Below are 17,259 nucleotides of genomic sequence, written 5' to 3' on the forward strand. Positions count from 1 at the left end.
CATAAATTTTAATGAATTGCACCGAGCAGCTCTCCTAGCCCGCCACTGCGATACACCCGTTGGCTGATGGCCTGCGCCAGCACGCCCGGCCCGCCTGGGTTGACCAAAGTGAACCAATGACTGGCACGCGTAATGCCGGTATAGAGGAGCTCCCGGGTCAGTAGCGGCGTCGGAGCCTGAGGCAAAAACAGTACAGCATGTTGGAATTCCGAGCCTTGGGATTTGTGAACCGTCAAAGCATAGACAGTTTCTACGTCATCCAGACGATTGGGCGCAAACCAGCGCACGCCCTCCCCTTCGCCATCCGGGAAAGCCACGCGCAGTACTTCCCCTCGCCCTTGCCCGGCCGGGTACGGTAAGACCACGCCAATATCCCCGTTGGTCAGGCGCAGTGCCGGGTTATTACGCGTCACCATGATCGGGCGGCCTGCATACCAGCCCGATGGTGCGGGAAGCAGGCCTCGCCCGTGAAGAATGCGGGCAATGGCGACATTCAAGCCTTCAACCCCCCAAGGGCCATTACGCACGACGCACAGCACTTGGCAAGCCCGGTGGGCGCGCAGTACCTCGGCGGCCCACACGTCGTAGTCAGCCGGATCATCTGACGTCGGCTGTTGGGCCACCAACGCAAGATAATGCCCGTAACCCTGGCGGTGTATTTCGCCCGTTGAGTCAACCGCAGCCGGACCAACGCTACCTTCGATAATCAGCTTGGCGTAAGCCGCGCTATCGGCTGCCTCGGCCTGCACATAGGAAAGATCGGGCGGAGGGGCACTTAGCAAAGCGCGCGCAGCGGCTACCTCACCTTCATTCACCGCCAGAGCGAGCTTGCCGATTCCGCTGTTTTCGTCAAAGCGATGGCTGACACGCAACATGGCGACAGCTTGATCCAGCGACCTGCCTTGCTCATCTACAAAGTGCGCGGGTAATGCCATGCCCGTGGCCGCGTTCAGCCACTGGGCAGTGTCTGGCAGATAATGCCCCTGAGAGGCTCTACTACAGAGCTCACCAAGCACGGCCCCTGCTTCCACTGAAGCTAGCTGATCTTTATCGCCAATTAGCACCAACTGCGCATGGGGCGGCAAAGCCGCGATGACATCCGCCATGTCGCTGAGCGAGACCATGGATGCCTCATCAATCACCAGCACATCCAAGGGCAGTGGGTTATCGGCGTGATATTGGCGCTGCCGCACATGAGGCCGTCCACCCAGTAAGCGATGCAGGGTCACAACTTGTGTGGGAATCGCTTCAGCCAGATGGGCAGCCCCGCCGAGACGATCCAGCGGCAACTCCCCGACTTTTTCTGCGATAGATTCGCTCAACCGCGCAGCGGCTTTACCGGTGGGAGCCGCCAGGCGTATGCGCAGTGGCTGCCAGGGACGAGCCACTCCTTGCTGTGCACCTGCACCACCAGAACGATGTAAATGCAGCGCCTGCAGCAGGGCCAGCAGACGCACCACTGTGGTGGTCTTGCCCGTGCCAGGCCCGCCTGTAATGATGGAAAACCGCTGTCGTGCCGCCAAAGCGCACGCCAATCGTTGCCAGTCGAGCGCGTCACCGGGCGACACCGGGCCGAACAAGGCGTCTAAATAATCGCGCACAGGCTCTAGCGGCGGCCCACCGTCGCCTGCGTCGGCCTGAAGACGCGCTGCCACACCATGCGCCACCTGCTGTTCATAGCGCCAATAGCGGTACAAGTACAGACGCCCACCCTCGTAGACCAGTGGCGTCAGCCTGTCGCCACGCGACACCACAGCCGGATGCAGCGCTGCTTCCCAGTCCGCCAGCGTCAGGCTTTTCAACAATTCAGCGGGATGAGGCGGCGATTCCACACCCACTGCCGTGGAACGGAAGTCTGGCGGCAGGTTAAGGACTGAGCCCGGACCATTCAAAGTGGCAGCCAAATCCAGGCAAACATGGCCACGCCCCAACTGATGACTTGCCAGAGCCGCAGCCAGTAGCAGCAAGGCCGGCGTCTCGGGTTGTTCTGTATGCAGGAAACGAGCAAAACGCGCATCCAGCAGCCGTAGCCAACCTACCTCATGCCAAGTGTCGAGCAAGGCCAGTACGGCTTGCGCATCCTGTAAGAACGGGTGGCGGGCAGTGTTCAAACCCGCCCCTTGAGGCAGGCCAAGTGTTAGTTGCATGGTGGCAGCCCCCCTTCTTGCAGACCTGAAAATAGGGATTCCATGTGTTCTAGAACGGCAAGCGGAGGCCGCTCAAAGTGCAGCCCTTGGCTGGCCGAGTGGATGCCGCGCACGAAAAACACCAATGCTCCGCCAACATGTTGCTCGTAGTCGTAGCGGTCGCCGAGGCGGGATTTCAGTAAGCGATGCAAGGCGAACAGGTAGATGGCCGATTGCAAATCATAGCGATGCTCGAGTATGGCATCCCCAATAGCCGCCTCATCGTAGGCCAGGCTGCTCGCCCCCAACCAGTTGGATTTGTAATCCGCCACGTAGTAGCGGCCCTCATGCTCAAAAACCAGATCAATAAAACCGCGCAACATGCCGTTTAACTGCCCTGCTGCGATGACGGCGCGCGGACGGCCCGCGACGAAGTGGCGCGTGACAAGAGCATCCAGCAGGGGCAGGTTGGCGTCCCTCACGCCAAACCAGAACTCCATTTCCGGCAAGACACGAGTCAGATCAGCCAGCACAAGGTTGCCGAAATCCGCCCCGCCCAGCTGTGCCAGTCGAAATGGATGCATGAAAAAGTCTTGCAGCCAGCTCACCACAACGTCGGTATGCGCCTGCCACCCACGACTCTCGCAACGCCTTTGAACTTCCGCCTGTAAGGCGGCATGATCAGCCAGGGTCTGGCGCGCCCCTTTTACTAAGACCCACTCCAGCAAATCGTGCAAAAACGTACCAGCCGTCGCCCCCTTGGGAAAAGCGTGTATGCCAGCCGCTGGAGCCACCAACTCCTCATTGAGCCGCCGGTACGCGTGAAGGTCAATCGCCTCGTCAACTGTTGCTTCCGCGACATAGCCCTCCAAGAAGGTCTCCATCCGAGGCTCGTCCGCCAAAGCTAGGCTGGCGATATCTGGATGCAAAACGGCGGCATGCTCGAAGCGCTCAACCGCCAACCGACTCAAAGAGGAATAACTGCTCAAACTCCAGCGCCGCTCTATGCGGCGGCTCATGCTGCGCCAGACCGGCTCGAAAGCGGGTGCGTCACCATGCTGATAGCGCTCATCCAGGACTTGCGGAAAACCGGAAACGCTAATATGGCTGCAGCTGCCCGCCCACTCAGCCAGTTTGTCTTGCAAGGTGTCGGCGCTGCAGGCTTCGGGCCCACCCAGCAAATACCCCATGGCCGAACTGCCCAGAAGATCGACCGGAGCCAGCGCCACCCAGGTTGCGTATCGCGCCCTTGTCAGGGCCACGTACAGCTTGCGCATATCCTCAGCCAATCGCTCATGCTCACGGTTGTCTAAGATCAACTGGTGCTGTTCTTCCGTGGCGTCAGCCAGATTAGCCAGCACATGCTGCTGACCGCTCGTGTCATGCCAGGTAGCCGGCAGTTCCAGCGAGGTTTCAGGGCGGCAGTGATAGGCAAAGGGATAGAACACCAGAGGATATTCCAGACCCTTGGATTTATGCACCGTCACAATCTGCACCAACCCGGCATCGCTTTCCAGCCGGACACGCGACGCATCGCCGTCGACGCCCACCTGCCCACCCTCTTCAATGCATTCCTCAAGGTGGCGGATCAGGGCATGTTCGCCATCGTGATGAGTGGATGCCGCCTGCAGCAGTTCAGCCAAATGCAGCAAATCAGTTAGCTGACGTTCGCCTTGTTGGTCGCCTGCGCTTTGCTGTGCAAACAAACGTGCCGGAACAGCGAAATCGTGCATGTAGCTGCGCAGCATAGGCAGCACGCCGCTTTTACGCCATTGTTCCTTGTAGCCAGCAAAACGTTCCAGTGTATCTTCCCACAGGACTTCGTCGCGCACAAATGCGTCAAGTTCGCTCCAGCTCTTACCCAACACAGAGGTCGCTAGGGCTGCGCGTACATAGCCACCGTTTTCAGGTTCTGCGCAAGCCCGCAGCCAGGCAAGGACATCGCCGGCGGCGGCGCTATGGTAGACCGAACTGTCGTCCGACAAATACACACTGCGGATGCCGCGATAGCCAAGCTGCTCACTCAGCCGCCCTGCTTCCGTGCGGTTATTCACCAAAATAGCGATATCTTTGGGTTGCAGCGCCTGGAATTCACCATTCTTGCGAAACCCCGCCAAGCCCTTGCCCGCTAATTGCAACAGGCGCAGAATTTCTGAGGCGCAGGCTTGGGCAACGGCTTCAGCACACGCCCCTCGCTTGTTATAGCTGGTATCGCACCAGATGCTGAGCGCCTCAGCCGGTTCCTCGTTCACCCACCATTCGCCCGGGTCGCTAGCGGCATCTACAGGCAGAAAAGGTACGGGGTTGTCGCCCAAGGCGGAAGCCTCCGCACCAGCCTGACGGAACAGAAACGCGCCTTTCTCGCGCGCTTGCTCGCCCACTTGGAAAAGGTGATTGACGGCCCCCACCATGGCTGCGGTTGAGCGGTAATTACTGCCCAAGGTATAAATGCGGCCCGCGCAGGCCCTTCGCGCAGCCAGATAAGCGTGAATGTCGGCTCCCCGGAACCGGTAGATGGCTTGTTTAGGGTCCCCAATTAAGGCCAGCAAGGCATCCTCGCTATTAGTATCTATTTTATATATATGATCGAAGATCTGATACTGAGCGGGGTTGGTGTCCTGAAATTCGTCGATCAGCGCCGCCGGGAACTGGTTGCGTATGAGATCGGCCAACCGCTGCCCGTTCGGGCCGCATAAAGCAGTATGAAGCTGCTCAAGCAGGCCGTTGAAATCCACCATGGCCCGCTGCCGCCGTAGTTCTGCAACGCGCTGTGCAACCCAGCGCCCGGCATGAGGAAAAATTCTGGCCAGATCGGCATCCAGCGCCTCGATTTCTTGGAGCAGGCTTTCCATGGCCGTCAAACCAGGGTGCTCTGGTGGGCTTCCCTCTTTCCAGACCTCAGCCAGACCGCCGGGCGTCAGACGCCACCAGGCAGCCACGCTGGTGTCAAAAGGCAGCCTGGAATGCGGGTCTTCAGCCCATTCCTGCAATTTGTCCAGCCAGCCTTGCCAGCTGTTCACCCGAAGCCTGTTCTTATGGAATAAATTGTCGTCATAAGCAGCCTGCAGCAGGTCACGTATTTCTGGTACCCACTGCCGCCACGGCGCTTTACACGCGGCGCTGCGTTCCTTCAGCTCGGCCAAAATATCTACAGGCGCCGGGGTATCTTCTGCATAAGCATGTGCTTGGTTCAACCAACGGCGGTACACGAGTTCCGCCAGCGCATCACAATTGGCTGCATTGCGCTTGTCAAACATCTGTGCAGAAATTGCTTCTAGCACGCGTGCAAGGTCGTCTGCCGCTAACGGCGCAATGTACAGCCGCCAGTAGTCAGCCGTGGCTTCGGCAACCCGTTCTCCGCCATTGACATCCATTTCCACGTTGAACAGGCTGGCGCTGTCAAACGCGTGTTCACGCAACATGCGATAACACCAGGCATCAATGGTGGATACCGCCGCGTCATCCATCCATTCCGCGGCAATGCTTAATTGCCGGGCACAACCGGGCCACTGTTCAGGCGCGTATTCAGCTCGCAAATCGCATAAAAACTCGTCGCTTTCATGTTCACCCAGAAAGCAGGCAGCGGCTTCGTTCAGGCGCTTACGAATGCGATCGCGCAGTTCTTGGGTGGCGGCGCGCGTGAAGGTGACAACCAGGATGTCGGGCGGCGTCAGGGGGCGCTGGCCGGGCAACGCCTCATGACCCAGCACCAACCTGACGTACAGACTGGCAATCGTGTAGGTTTTTCCTGTCCCTGCGCTGGCTTCTATCAGCCGGCTGCCCCATAGGGGGAAGCGTAATGCGTCCAGTGGCACCATAGTGGCTTCATACTTTGCCATTACTCCGCCTCCTTGGCACGCAACTCAACAAACAACGGCCCATACAACGCCACAGCCCACTTCACCAGTTCCCCCTGGCTAAACAACGCTTCAAAGTTGGGATACGCACGCGCCTCATAGAAAGCATCGCGCCTGCCAGGCTGATTCCAGCTTGAGTCATAACAGGCTTCCACCTGCGCCACCAATTCCTCCGAGGCAAGCAGTTCGCGCCACGCTGGTGTATCACCAAGGCTCAATACTCCAGGCAGGGCCACAGTCAGAATGGGCCGGGCGAATTCCGCCTTAATGGGCAAGGGGCGGCACATCCCCTTCACCCAGGCTTTCAGTATGATGTCCAGCCAGCCTGCGGCCTGCTCCGGCTGAAGCGGATCCAAGCACGCCGTACCAGCGGGGCTCAGCACCTTAGTCGTCAAGGGCAAACCCATGCTATTGGCTGCCAAGTGCTCCACCCAGTAGCCCACCAGTTTTTCATCGCGCCAGTGGCGAGCCCGGCCACTGGTGAGTTGGGTGGCCTGCATTTCTATACGCAGCAGCCCCCCCTGGCCATCGCCGCGCAAACCATGCAACCAGCCCGATACACCAGGCGTGCCGGGACATGCATGCCGCAGTTCCAGGGATTCATCAAGCGCTTCCGGCCATTCGTCGAGTTGCAGGCGGTATTCATCCAGCATCGGCAGCAACAGTGCACGCGCCCGGTCGACTTGCAGCCTGCCTGCGCCGCCAAATGCCAAGGCGCCGCTACGCTGCATGCGGTCAAGTTCCGCTTCACAGACTCCCGACGGGTCGATGCCCATCTGAAGCGGCTTGCGCGCTGCTCCAATCAAGGTGTTGTGCAGCACCCAGTTATCCAGGCCGTCGGCAACAAAGGTTTCCTGATCTGCCAGAGTCTCCGTTTCATCGTACCTGACCTGCAACCTTTGTCTGAAAAATTCCCGCACCGGGTGTTCCAGAAACGCCTTCAGCTCGCTAAAGGATAAGGGCTCATCACGCTTGATCGATTCCAGCCCCTCGGTGTCGGTAGGCGCCGCTGTGTTGTGCTCAGTGGCTGAATTACGCCATTCAGCACCGAAAGTGAACAGCCGGGCTTGTGGCGACGCATCGTGAAAGTATGCCGGGCTGAAGGCCTGCAAGGGATGATGGGTGGTAATTTGCTCCAGCACATCGCCACCATCAGCCGCCTGCCAGACAGCGGCCAGGTAGTCGCGCAACTGCCCCACCAGTACGGAAGGCGGTTGTTCCGTGTTGTCCACAATACTGCGCCCCACCCACGATACATAAAAGCAGTCGCGAGCGGACAGCAGCGCTTCCAGAAACAGGTAGCGATCGTCGTCACGGCGCGAGCGGTCACCCGGGCGGTAATCTTTCTCCATGAGGTCGAAATGCGCCGGGATGCGCTGGCGCGGATAGTCGCCATCATTCATGCCTAGTAGGCACACATGGCGAAAGGGGATGGCGCGCATTGGCATCAAGGTTGCAAACGTAATGGCACCGCTGGTGAAACGTTGGGCCATGCCCGCATGCTGCAAGCAGGACAGCCAGCGTCCCCCCACCACTTGCAGGGTCAGTGCTTCGTCAAAACGGCTGTCGTCGCATTCTTTAAGCCAATCATTCAAGGCTTGCTGAAGCTGTTCAATGGTGTAGGCTGCGATATCGTCCGGCGGCAGTAGAAAGTCATCCAGCAAGGCCCGCAAGCGTTTGCCCCACTCCTCTGGAGACGCGGGGCGAGCCAGTTCACGGGAATAATGCAGCAGCCGCTCCAGCAGCAAGGCCAGCGTACCTACCAGCTCGGCGCCCAAGCCAGAAACATCGCCATAGGGCGCAATACCGTTCCACTCTTCGCCCTCGCCTGTGGCATAGCCCAACAGCATGCGCCGCAGGCCAAAAGCCCAGGTATGCAATTCGGCTAGGCTTGGTTCGATAGGCAGGCCCAATGCTCGCCGGTGGTCGGCATCCAACCCCCAGCGGACATTGGCGTTCTGTATCCAATCGCGCAACACGGCAACGTCTTCTTCGCCAAGCCCATAGCGCTGCCTGACTGCCGCGATGTCGAGCAAGTCCAGCACCTCTCCCACCCCCATGCGGGCCAGGGGCAAAGTCAGCAGCTTTTCAACGGCATCTGCCACGGTGTTGACCTGCCCCGGGCCGCGGTCAACGATGAAATAGGGAATTCGGCGCTTGTCTTCGGGGCCGTACAAGCCGAAAACCGCCTCAATATACGGGGCGTACTGCTCGATATCCGGCACCATCACGATGATGTCGTCCGGTTGCAGGCTGGCGTCTGCATCGAAGGCGGCCAGCAACTGGTCGTGCAGGATTTCTACTTCACGCAATGCGCTGTGAGCAATATGAAAATGCACGGAGAGGTCATCCGCAGTGGCCACGCGCCCGGCCTCTTTTACCTCGGCCAAGGAACGCAGGCCGCGAATATCATCCTGCACAGCCCCTAGCATGAAGTTTTCATCCACGTTGGCAAACGCGGGAGCGACCGTGAACGGAATGGGGACGGCGCCCTGGTTGGCCGACTCATCTTCCAGCTCTTCCAACAACGCAATGTAGTCGCGCCCCTGGCGGCCCCAGGAGGCCAATAGCGGATGCGCTTGTGCATGCAGGCTGTCTTCATCGAGCTCCGGCGCACGGCCGGGCTTGAGCTGCTGGTGGCGCTTCACGCTACGCAACAAGGAACGCCCTTCGACGATGTCCGCCCAGTAGTATTCACAAGGGTTGTGAACGCAGACCATCACCTGCGACCATCGAGCCACCGCAATCAGCACTTCCAGGCTTTGCCTGGGCAAAGAACTGACACCAAACACCACAATACGCCGTGGGAGATCCGGCCTGCCTAGGGCGGTTTGCCATTGCTGCAAGGTTTCTATAAACCGCTCGTGAACGCCGGCCCTGCCCAGTGCGGCAGCCTGCGACCCAACGTCGGCCAGAATGTCGCGCCACAGTGCAGCCTGCCAGCACTGGTCGGCTTCCAGCGGGCGCGGCTCACCATGGCCACGCAGCTGATCACGCCCTTCTGCCCAATCAGTTAACCAGTCGGCACGATAAACCTGATATTGGTCGAACAGGTCAGCCAGGCGTTCAGCCAATTGGTAACGCTTACGTAAGTCGGAGTCATCATCCAGAAAACGCTGCAAAGGCGCATAGACTTCACGTTCCGAAATACCGCCCAGCAAACGCATCAACCGCCAGATAAGGGGCTGCTCATCCAGTGGCGACGATTCCGGCACCTGCGACTCTCCCAACACCCGGCGATACAACGACCACATCAGACGGGAAGGCATGGGGGTATCGAGCGCTGCTGCAATACCCGGCCCGCCATCAGCGCTCATGCTTGCCAGGCTGCTGCGCAGCCATTGTGCAATGCCGTTGCTTTGCACAGTGATGATGTCAGTTTCCAGAGGGTCGAGCGGGTGATCGGCCAACCACTGCACCAAGCCGTCACGCAGCACTTCCATACGGTTGGAATGCAGAACGATTAACCCCGGCGTAATGGGGGACACAACATGGCTTTGAGGCAAGGCAACTCCGACATTGGTGAGCGAAAATTGCTAGGAAAACGGCAACTTGAACGCTGCGTTTCGCTGCATCATTCTATGCAATGAAACGGCGAAGGCGGCAGCGTTGAGATGTTATCACCCTAGCTGCCGCCTTCACCCCTGAACGGGAACCTCGGGATTACACGTGTGGCCGGCCCAAGCGTATGCGCGGTGCCGACAGCAGGTTGCTCAGCACCTTGCTAGGACGTAAGACTTCCATGTCCAGGGAATCAAGCGTGTTCTTCACCAACAAGCCCAATTCCGTGTCGCCCTCCATGACCAGACGGCGGCTGAAAAACAAAGTGTCCGGGTCTTCGCCGCGCTGAATCAGTTGGTGGAAATCCCAGGCATCGGCGCGGATGGTGAGATCCGGCGTCTGGCTGCCATGATTCGCAGCGCGGAAAGCGCTAGCGCGCCAGGTGTAGTCGAATCGCAGCCCAGCATCCGCCACTTCAATACGCAGCGAGCGCCCTTCCAGCATGCTGCACGTGTCGATTGGCAAATGAGGAGCCAGCATCAGATTCAGGCCTGTAACAAACAACTGCGAACCCGGGCGTTTGGGCAGCAACCCCAACAGACGCCCCACCGGCGCCGGGACCCGAAACCGTTCAATATCATGACTCATCAGACTGCTCCTATGTATTGCGATTGCACCATTTCCAGGCCGGGGCGGCCATACCAATAGCCATTGCAGGCGGCGGCAGGCATGCGCGGCTCAAGTTCAGCATGCGCTTGCTCCGCACTTTTTTCACCGTCCAGAACGGCCTTGAACGCTCTCACCACCTCGTCCATATACTGCGATTGAGGGCTGAGCCGGATCACATCAACGCCCAGTTGGGAGAGTTCATCCAGCTCGTGGATCAGACTGTACACATGTGCAGATTGGGTCTGTATGCCATTGATGGTGAGGAAATCCTGCGCCTCGCGGGTTTGCATCAACAAGCCATCCGGATGATCCATGCAGACATACTGGCAGTTGTCTTTGGGAAGATTGCGATTGCGCGCGGTAAAGCAGCGCGCCGAGAATGCCAGCGGCATGCGACCATAGGCAAAGACTTCTGTCTGCATGCCTTGCGGCCTGTCCTGTTGCAGGCGATGCAAACCGGCACGGCCCATTTCCAAAGGCATGACCCAACGGTGTGCGCCTGCCTGGGCCAGAACATCCAGTGTGGGCTTGCTGTAGATGTTCAGATATGGCCCGGCCACAAACGGCCGCCCTTTCAAGTAGCGAACAGCGCCCATATCGTTGGCTTCCACCCCATAGTCGGGGTTGTCGGCCACCTTGCGCATCGTGTTTAGCTCTACATTCGATTCCAACAACACCTGAGTGGACAGCACCACTTCCTTGCCGGCCTCGCGCAGCATGTCGGCAACATCCAGCCAGTCTGGCAACCGCAATTCGTGGCGCCGTGAGCACACGGTTTCACCCAGATAAACAGTATCCACCGGCCATTCCCGGACAGACTCATAAAACTGCAATGTAGCCACCCGCGGCCAATAGTATTGCAGGGGTCCAAGAGCGATCTTCATGTTTTCCTCTTTGATTCAATAGGGTAGAACGCTATTTCCAGGGGCGGTGATAGGCACCCAGCGTCTGCTGCTGGCCTTCTGCCACTTTGGCCAGTTCTGCTGACCAGGCGGGGCGTACGGAATAACGGGCCGCATTCGCGCTTGCCGTGTCAATGGCCTGGCGCCATACCCGAGTAACCTGCGCCACATAGGCCGGACTACGCTGGCGGCCTTCTATCTTGACGGCCTTCACGCCCATCTCCATAAGCTTGGGCAGGATCTCCAGCGTATTAAGACTGGTTGGTTCTTCCAGGGCGTAGTAGTTTTCACCCGCCACATCAAAGCGGCCCTTGCACAAAGTGGGATAGCCTGCGTTTTCGCTCTTGGAATAGCGGTCGATCAGAACGCCGTTCAGGCGCGACTCCAACCCTTGCGGAGTATCTTGCCAACGCACGTGGCGGGCAGGCGAACACACGCCGTGGGTGTTAGGCGACTCGCCCGTTGTGTAGGAAGACAGCGCACAACGGCCTTCCACCATCACACACAAACTGCCAAAGCCGAATACCTCGATCTCTACCGGGGTGTTCTCGGTGACCTGTTCAACTTGTGTGATCGACAACACGCGCGGCAAGACAGCCCGCTGTATGCCGAAGTGCTCATGGTAGAAATTGATGGCTTCGTAATTGGTCGCCGAACCCTGCACCGATAGATGCAGGCGCAGATCCGGATGCGTGGCCGCCGCGTAGGCCATCAGCCCAGGGTCAGCGACAATGACCGCATCGACACCCGATTCTGCGGCACGATCCATGGCGCCACGCCACTCTTGCCAAGCATCGGGCTGTGGGTAGGTATTAAGTGCTAGAAAGACTTTGCGCCCACGGTCATGAGCGTATCGTATGCCTTCGGCGATCGCCGTGGCATCGAAATTCAAGCCGGCAAAATTACGCGCATTGGTGGCATCTCGAAAGCCCAGATAGACGCAATCGGCACCATGATCAATTGCCGCTTTGAGGGACGGCAGGCTGCCCGCAGGGCAAACCAGCTCAAACCCGGCATCGACGGAACTGTCGATACCGGTTAATGAAACAAATCCAGTACGTGACATGAGCGCTTTACTAGAAGCCGAGACGACGTGCCGCGTCTCGGATCGGCATAGCCATAAACTATGCCGACAAAGCGCTCATGCTGCCTTGATAGTTGTTAAGCTATCACCTTGACTTTGAGTTCTCCCAGGCCTTGAACCGCACCAACCATGAGGTCGCCTGGCACGACCGCACCCACACCTTCAGGCGTGCCGGTAAAGATGAGGTCGCCTGCCTTCAATTCGAACAGGCCCGAAAGATAGGAAATGGCCTCAGCGACTTTCCAGATCATCTGATCCACATTACCGCTTTGGCGGGTTTCCCCATTAACAGACAAGGTAATGGCCGCCTGATCCATGCTGCCGACAGTCTGCGCAGGATAAATCGGCCCCATGGGAGCGCCAAAGTCAAAGGCTTTTCCGATTTCCCAAGGGCGGCCCTGTTTCTTGGCCACCCCTTGCAGGTCGCGACGTGTCATGTCCAGGCCAACGGCATAACCATAAATCGCAGCAGCCGCCTGCTCCAGGGTGAGATCACGCCCTCCACTGCTCAACGCCACCACCAATTCGATTTCGTAATGGAGATCGGACGTTAGCGGGGGGTAAGGCAGCTCGCCGGTCTGCCCTTCTGGAACATACAACACGGCATCCGCCGGTTTACAGAAAAAGAAGGGGTCTTCACGCCCGGTAAAACCCATTTCCTTGGCATGTTCGACATAATTGCGGCCGACGCAGTAGATGCGACGCACTGGAAAGGCCGCGTCAGACCCGACAACCGGAATCAGGGTGGGCGCTTGAGCAGGAAAGACGGTTTTCATGAAGTTCAGGCTCCGGCGTTGTAACGTGCCACGCTTTCGGTGATTTCCTTCGCGGCAGCCTCAGGGCCTTCCCAGCCTTGTACCTTGACCCACTTGCCTTTCTCGAGATCTTTGTAGTGCTCGAAGAAGTGACGGATCTGCTCCAGCACTTCCTTGGACACGTCGTCGGTGGACTTGAGATGGCTGTAGACGGGATAGAGCTTGGTGATCGGCACAGCCAACAATTTGGCATCCAACCCGCTTTCGTCTTCCATCTTCAGCATACCCAGGGCGCGACAAGTTACCACTGCACCAACCTGAATGGGGAATGGAGTCATGACCAGCACGTCTACCGGGTCGCCATCGTCGGACAAAGTCTGAGGAATGTAGCCGTAGTTGCACGGATAGTGCATAGCAGTCAGCATGAAGCGATCAACAAATACGGCGCCGGTGTCTTTATCTACCTCGTATTTAACGGGATCGGCATTCATGGGAATTTCAATGACGACGTTGAATTCGTCTGGCAACTTATTGCCCGCGGGCACGCGGTCTAGACTCATGCTGTCAACCTTGCTAGAAAATTTATGTGAAAAATAATTAATCAACGTTCCCGGCGCGGGCCGTCAGAAGTCTGACTCAGGTCTACACCGGGAATGGGAGCGCTGTCGAAGTACTCGTCCAGGCCGTCGTGATCAGAACCGGGCGATTTTACTTTGTTTGCCTTTGGCGCTGCGGGTGGCTTGGCCGCAGCATCGCTTGTTGCGTCTTCCACCACGTAATCAACGGCGCTGGCCGCAATGGGAACTTCCAGTGCCGGGTCTGCAGCAGGTATTTCTTCGGCCAAGGCAACGTCGATCAGAGTGGGGTCGCGCGTCATGTCGGCCGCCGGCAGATGGCGGTTGCGTGGCAACACCGGCAATACCCCTACAACCCCGGCGGCCAGACGCCAGTGCTTCATGGCGTCTTCGGGGCGGCCCAGGCTGTCGTAAAGATTGCCCAATAGCGCGTGGATGCGCATATCGCTGCGCAAAACCATACTGCGTTTAAGGTAGCGCTCGCCCGGCCCCCACAGCTGCCCTGTGAGGCACAAATTACCCATCGCCGCGAGCAAGGCAGGGTCATCGGGGTGCCGTTTCAACCATTCTTCCGCTTTAGCCAAACGCCGCGAGACATGCTGCGGCGGACACTGGGAATACGCACTCAACAGCCGTGGGTCAGGCTGAACAGAAATGGCGGCTTCCAGAATGCGCGAGGCTTCATCGTGGTTGCCTTCTGCCGTCTGAATGCCTGCCGCCGCCAGTGCGATATCCGGCAGACTGCGCTCTTCCGAGCGCAAATCCCCCCATATGGCTTTGAAGCCGGAGGCGCCAGCGGTATGTAATCGCGCCGCCGCAGACATTTCTATCAGCTGGAGCGCCTCGTCTTTTTCTATAACCCCACGGCGTAGCAGCAAGCGAGTCAGGTCGTAAACCCGATCGTAGTTGCGCAATTGACGATGCGCGCGCAGCAATAAACGGGTGGCGTGCAAATAACGCGAGCTGGCGTCCTGCAACGGCTGCAACAGGGCCAGTGCATCTTGCGGGCGGTTCTGGTCCAAATACATTTCCGCCGCAACAATGGCCCAGGCCTCTCGCAGCCGCAAATCCTCGCCGGCGGCTTGCTTGGCGATTTCCAGCGCTTTATCGCGCTGCCCATACTCGCCCAAATGGTGGTTAGCATCTGCCGAAGCCAGGCTGGCTAGCACTTTGCGCTTCTCTGAACGCGTGCGGTTCACAACCCGGCTGAAATCCTTGTCGGCATTGACGTACTTCCCTTCCAAAACGTTAATCCAGCCGCTTTCCAAAGACTCTTGATCGCGCCGCACGGAGCGCCGCAAACGCCAGCTACGGAAACGTTCGGGGCGATCTCCCACCCAAGAAAACACCCGGAGCAAGAAGTAAAGAATGGCGAAGGATGTAATAAGCAGCAAAACAGCCAGCGTGAGAGAAAGCTCAATGCGCCACGGCTGCGCCACAATCACTACATTGCCGCTGTGGTCGCGCAGCACCAGTGCTAAAGCCACGGCTGCAGCAACGACCACGATGGTCCAGAACCAGGTACGCATGGCTTAGCTCTCCAACTGCTCTTCGGCCTGCCCCGATTGGGCGTCGGGCTCAGTCTCAGGGGGTGTATCTGCAGAGCCTTCTTCACTTGCTTCCGGCTGAGTGCGGGGGGCGTCACCCTCTTCCTCACCGGCTTCCGGCGTTATACCTTCGGCAGCGCCCGCTTCTTCGGCAACCGCTGCAGGCGGGTTAGACGCCGCAGGCTCCCCCGCACCAAAACTGCGTGACTGCTCATCCCGCAAAGCCGTCAGTGCCTGCAATGTATTTTCTACCGTTGGTAGTTCGGCGTCGATGCTGGCATCGGCCATATGACGGGCCATGCGCAAGGCTTTCCGTGTCAGAGGCGAGGATTCATCGTAGCGGCTCTCAATGGCCTTGACCACCGCTTCGGTTTCCGTTTTCCAGATTTCTGGTTGGCGCATCATCAGAGCAAGTTGGGCCGTCATGACACGCGTGCGCAGGTTGTCGCGGAAGCGAGTCGCCTGATCGGGGGACATCAGCAAGGCGCTGGCATCGTCCACACGCCGCACTTCAATGAACTGCCCCAGATCGTCGCGCAGAGAATCCCATGCACCCTGCGACCACGTTCGTGTTGTATCCCAAGCCCGTTCCCACCAGCGGCCATCCTCACCCTGAGCGGGAGGTACGGTAGGTGCCGGCTGTTCGCGCGGGGTTTCGTCTCGTGGGGAGGCAGGCTTTCCGCCCTCCTTTTCGGGCATGATGAGCGGCGCTTCAGTCAGAAGCACTGCAAGTTCTTCCAACTGAGCGGAAAACGCCGCGATATCGATGGTGGCAGCAGCCCGCAGGCGGTCGAGGTCACCATTCAGGGTTTGCTGTAGTGAGGCCAGCGATGAACGGTTGGCGCGTGCCAACTGCGCTTGAGCGGACTCAAGCGCCACGATGGCGTTGCGCACATTGCCTCCCAGTTGCAGCTGTTGTTGCGCAATGGTGACGAGATGGTCAACGTCATTCAGCAACACCAGCTCTGAGCCGCGATCCGTCATGCTGCGCAAGGCTTCGTCTAGGTCGCGAATGATGGCTGAGGCTTCAGCCAACTGCCCTTGCAGGCCTTCCATGCGCGCTTCCTGCTGTTCAACCCGCTCAAGCAGGCTTTGAACCTGGGCGGAGGTGCGCCCCACAACGGTTTCACTACCAGCAAGCTGCTCGGATAACCGGGCAGACAATTCTGTTTGGGATTCTTGCGCTTTTCTGTGCTGCTGCCAAAGCCCACCTGAAAGGCCAACGGCCACCAGCGCAAGAACCAGCGCTGCAGGTGCCAGAATGGTGCGCGAACCACTCTTGGTGCTGGCAGCTTCGGGGGAGGCGTCCCCTGTGGGCGGCACTCTCTTGTTCGCCGGAGTCGTCAGAACAGAAGACTGGGTACGTGCGCGGTCGTCTTTCGACATATCGGTTTTCTTATCAGTCATGGCCGGATTGTAAACCTATGGTTCCGCCGTTGGCCCTGCCACGGCATGAATTGCCTGAACGATGGAGTCATCGTCCGGCGTGCAAAGCGCAATACGCACTGCATCGTGTATGCGCCTAGCCTCGAATACTGATTGTAGCGTTGCCCCAATGCGTTCGTGGATAACAATAAAGGTGGACATTGACCAAGCGGCCAACAGGCACTTTGCCTCAAGCCGTTTAGCCATCGCCTGGACCCCTTCGCTACTAGTCAAAAGGAAAACGCAATGTTGCGGGCGCTGCAATGCCCGGGAAAGGTTATTTGTAGCAGTTTCCGGCCAGGGTGCGGCCACCCTTTCGTAAACCGGCAGAAATTCGACTTGGGCGCCGGACGCAGTCAACGTCTGCGCCAGCCAGCCCCGGCCTTGCGTGCCTCTGACAATCAGAACGCGTCGCATAGTCGTGCCGCGCTGCTGCAAAAGCGCCAGCAGCGCTTCGGAATCCTGGTCAACGGCGTCAGCGGGGGGATGAACGATGGCATGGGCAGGCAAGCCCCCGCGCAACAGCGCTTGTGCACTGCTGGCGCCAACTGTGGCGGCTACCGTAGCCTGAGGCCACCGTTGCGCCAAGCCGCCATTTGCCGCCCAAATATCCAGATAACGCTGGGCGGCGTAGCGACTGACAAATACGATGACATCGTAATTTTCGGGTGCGGGAACTCTGGAAAGAGGCAGGGGCTGAATCGCCAAAGCTGGCAGTTCGGCCACTGCCATGCCCGACTCCCGAAGGCGCTGCGGCACAGAGCCGTTGCGGCCTTCGGGGCGGGTGAGGAAAACCTGTGTGGCGATCATGCCGCGCT

The 17,259-nt window shown here is 58.8% G+C and carries 11 protein-coding genes; all 11 read right to left on the reverse strand.

Features of this window, described 5'->3' with window-relative positions:
- Positions 1–8: 8 nt before the first annotated feature.
- Positions 9–2,147 (reverse strand): exodeoxyribonuclease V subunit alpha, encoded by a 2,139-nt coding sequence (gene recD / locus VRY85_RS11245; protein WP_414598687.1) that lies wholly within the window; start codon positions 2,145–2,147, stop codon positions 9–11.
- Entirely contained in the window at positions 2,138–5,965 is a 3,828-nt protein-coding gene (gene recB, locus VRY85_RS11250) for an exodeoxyribonuclease V subunit beta (protein WP_414598688.1), read from the reverse strand. Before recB ends, recD begins: the two co-directional genes overlap by 10 nt.
- A complete protein-coding gene (gene recC / locus VRY85_RS11255) occupies positions 5,965–9,489 on the reverse strand; it encodes an exodeoxyribonuclease V subunit gamma (RefSeq protein WP_414598689.1) in 3,525 nt (1,174 codons plus the stop codon). The genes recB and recC overlap by 1 nt, the downstream gene beginning before the upstream one ends.
- A gap of 157 nt (positions 9,490–9,646) precedes the next feature.
- Positions 9,647–10,132 (reverse strand): ubiquinone anaerobic biosynthesis accessory factor UbiT, encoded by a 486-nt coding sequence (gene ubiT / locus VRY85_RS11260; RefSeq protein WP_414598690.1) that lies wholly within the window; start codon positions 10,130–10,132, stop codon positions 9,647–9,649.
- On the reverse strand, positions 10,132–11,037 hold the full coding sequence (ubiV, locus tag VRY85_RS11265; protein WP_414598691.1) for a ubiquinone anaerobic biosynthesis protein UbiV: 906 nt from the start codon (positions 11,035–11,037) through the stop codon (positions 10,132–10,134). The genes ubiT and ubiV overlap by 1 nt, the downstream gene beginning before the upstream one ends.
- A 31-nt stretch (positions 11,038–11,068) precedes the next feature.
- Positions 11,069–12,121, reverse strand: a complete 1,053-nt coding sequence (ubiU, locus tag VRY85_RS11270) for a ubiquinone anaerobic biosynthesis protein UbiU (protein ID WP_414598692.1) — start codon at positions 12,119–12,121, stop codon at positions 11,069–11,071.
- Between the two features lie 95 nt (positions 12,122–12,216).
- The gene (locus VRY85_RS11275; protein ID WP_414598693.1) at positions 12,217–12,915 is read right to left on the reverse strand and encodes a fumarylacetoacetate hydrolase family protein; all 699 of its coding nucleotides are present in this window, start codon (positions 12,913–12,915) and stop codon (positions 12,217–12,219) included.
- Between the two features lie 5 nt (positions 12,916–12,920).
- The gene (gene ppa / locus VRY85_RS11280) at positions 12,921–13,454 is read right to left on the reverse strand and encodes an inorganic diphosphatase (RefSeq protein ID WP_414598694.1); all 534 of its coding nucleotides are present in this window, start codon (positions 13,452–13,454) and stop codon (positions 12,921–12,923) included.
- Between the two features lie 41 nt (positions 13,455–13,495).
- Positions 13,496–14,998: a heme biosynthesis HemY N-terminal domain-containing protein gene (locus tag VRY85_RS11285; protein WP_414598695.1), complete on the reverse strand. Its 1,503-nt coding sequence runs from the start codon at positions 14,996–14,998 to the stop codon at positions 13,496–13,498.
- Between the two features lie 3 nt (positions 14,999–15,001).
- The gene (locus tag VRY85_RS11290) at positions 15,002–16,423 is read right to left on the reverse strand and encodes a uroporphyrinogen-III C-methyltransferase (protein ID WP_414598696.1); all 1,422 of its coding nucleotides are present in this window, start codon (positions 16,421–16,423) and stop codon (positions 15,002–15,004) included.
- A 15-nt stretch (positions 16,424–16,438) separates the two neighbouring features.
- Positions 16,439–17,251, reverse strand: a complete 813-nt coding sequence (locus tag VRY85_RS11295; RefSeq protein ID WP_414598697.1) for a uroporphyrinogen-III synthase — start codon at positions 17,249–17,251, stop codon at positions 16,439–16,441.
- Between the last annotated feature and the right edge of the window lie 8 nt (positions 17,252–17,259).

The organism is Achromobacter sp. F4_2707 (assembly GCF_047501535.1).
GTDB lineage: Bacteria > Pseudomonadota > Gammaproteobacteria > Burkholderiales > Burkholderiaceae_B > Yanghanlia.

Coding starts and splice junctions, on each gene's coding strand:
- recD (WP_414598687.1), bottom strand. CDS start 2,147: ATGCAACTAACACTTGGCCTGCCTCAAGGGGCGGGTTTGAACACTGCC.
- recB (WP_414598688.1), bottom strand. CDS start 5,965: ATGGCAAAGTATGAAGCCACTATGGTGCCACTGGACGCATTACGCTTC.
- ubiT (WP_414598690.1), bottom strand. CDS start 10,132: ATGAGTCATGATATTGAACGGTTTCGGGTCCCGGCGCCGGTGGGGCGT.
- ubiV (WP_414598691.1), bottom strand. CDS start 11,037: ATGAAGATCGCTCTTGGACCCCTGCAATACTATTGGCCGCGGGTGGCT.
- ubiU (WP_414598692.1), bottom strand. CDS start 12,121: ATGTCACGTACTGGATTTGTTTCATTAACCGGTATCGACAGTTCCGTC.
- VRY85_RS11275 (WP_414598693.1), bottom strand. CDS start 12,915: ATGAAAACCGTCTTTCCTGCTCAAGCGCCCACCCTGATTCCGGTTGTC.
- ppa (WP_414598694.1), bottom strand. CDS start 13,454: ATGAGTCTAGACCGCGTGCCCGCGGGCAATAAGTTGCCAGACGAATTC.
- VRY85_RS11285 (WP_414598695.1), bottom strand. CDS start 14,998: ATGCGTACCTGGTTCTGGACCATCGTGGTCGTTGCTGCAGCCGTGGCT.
- VRY85_RS11290 (WP_414598696.1), bottom strand. CDS start 16,423: ATGACTGATAAGAAAACCGATATGTCGAAAGACGACCGCGCACGTACC.
- VRY85_RS11295 (WP_414598697.1), bottom strand. CDS start 17,251: ATGATCGCCACACAGGTTTTCCTCACCCGCCCCGAAGGCCGCAACGGC.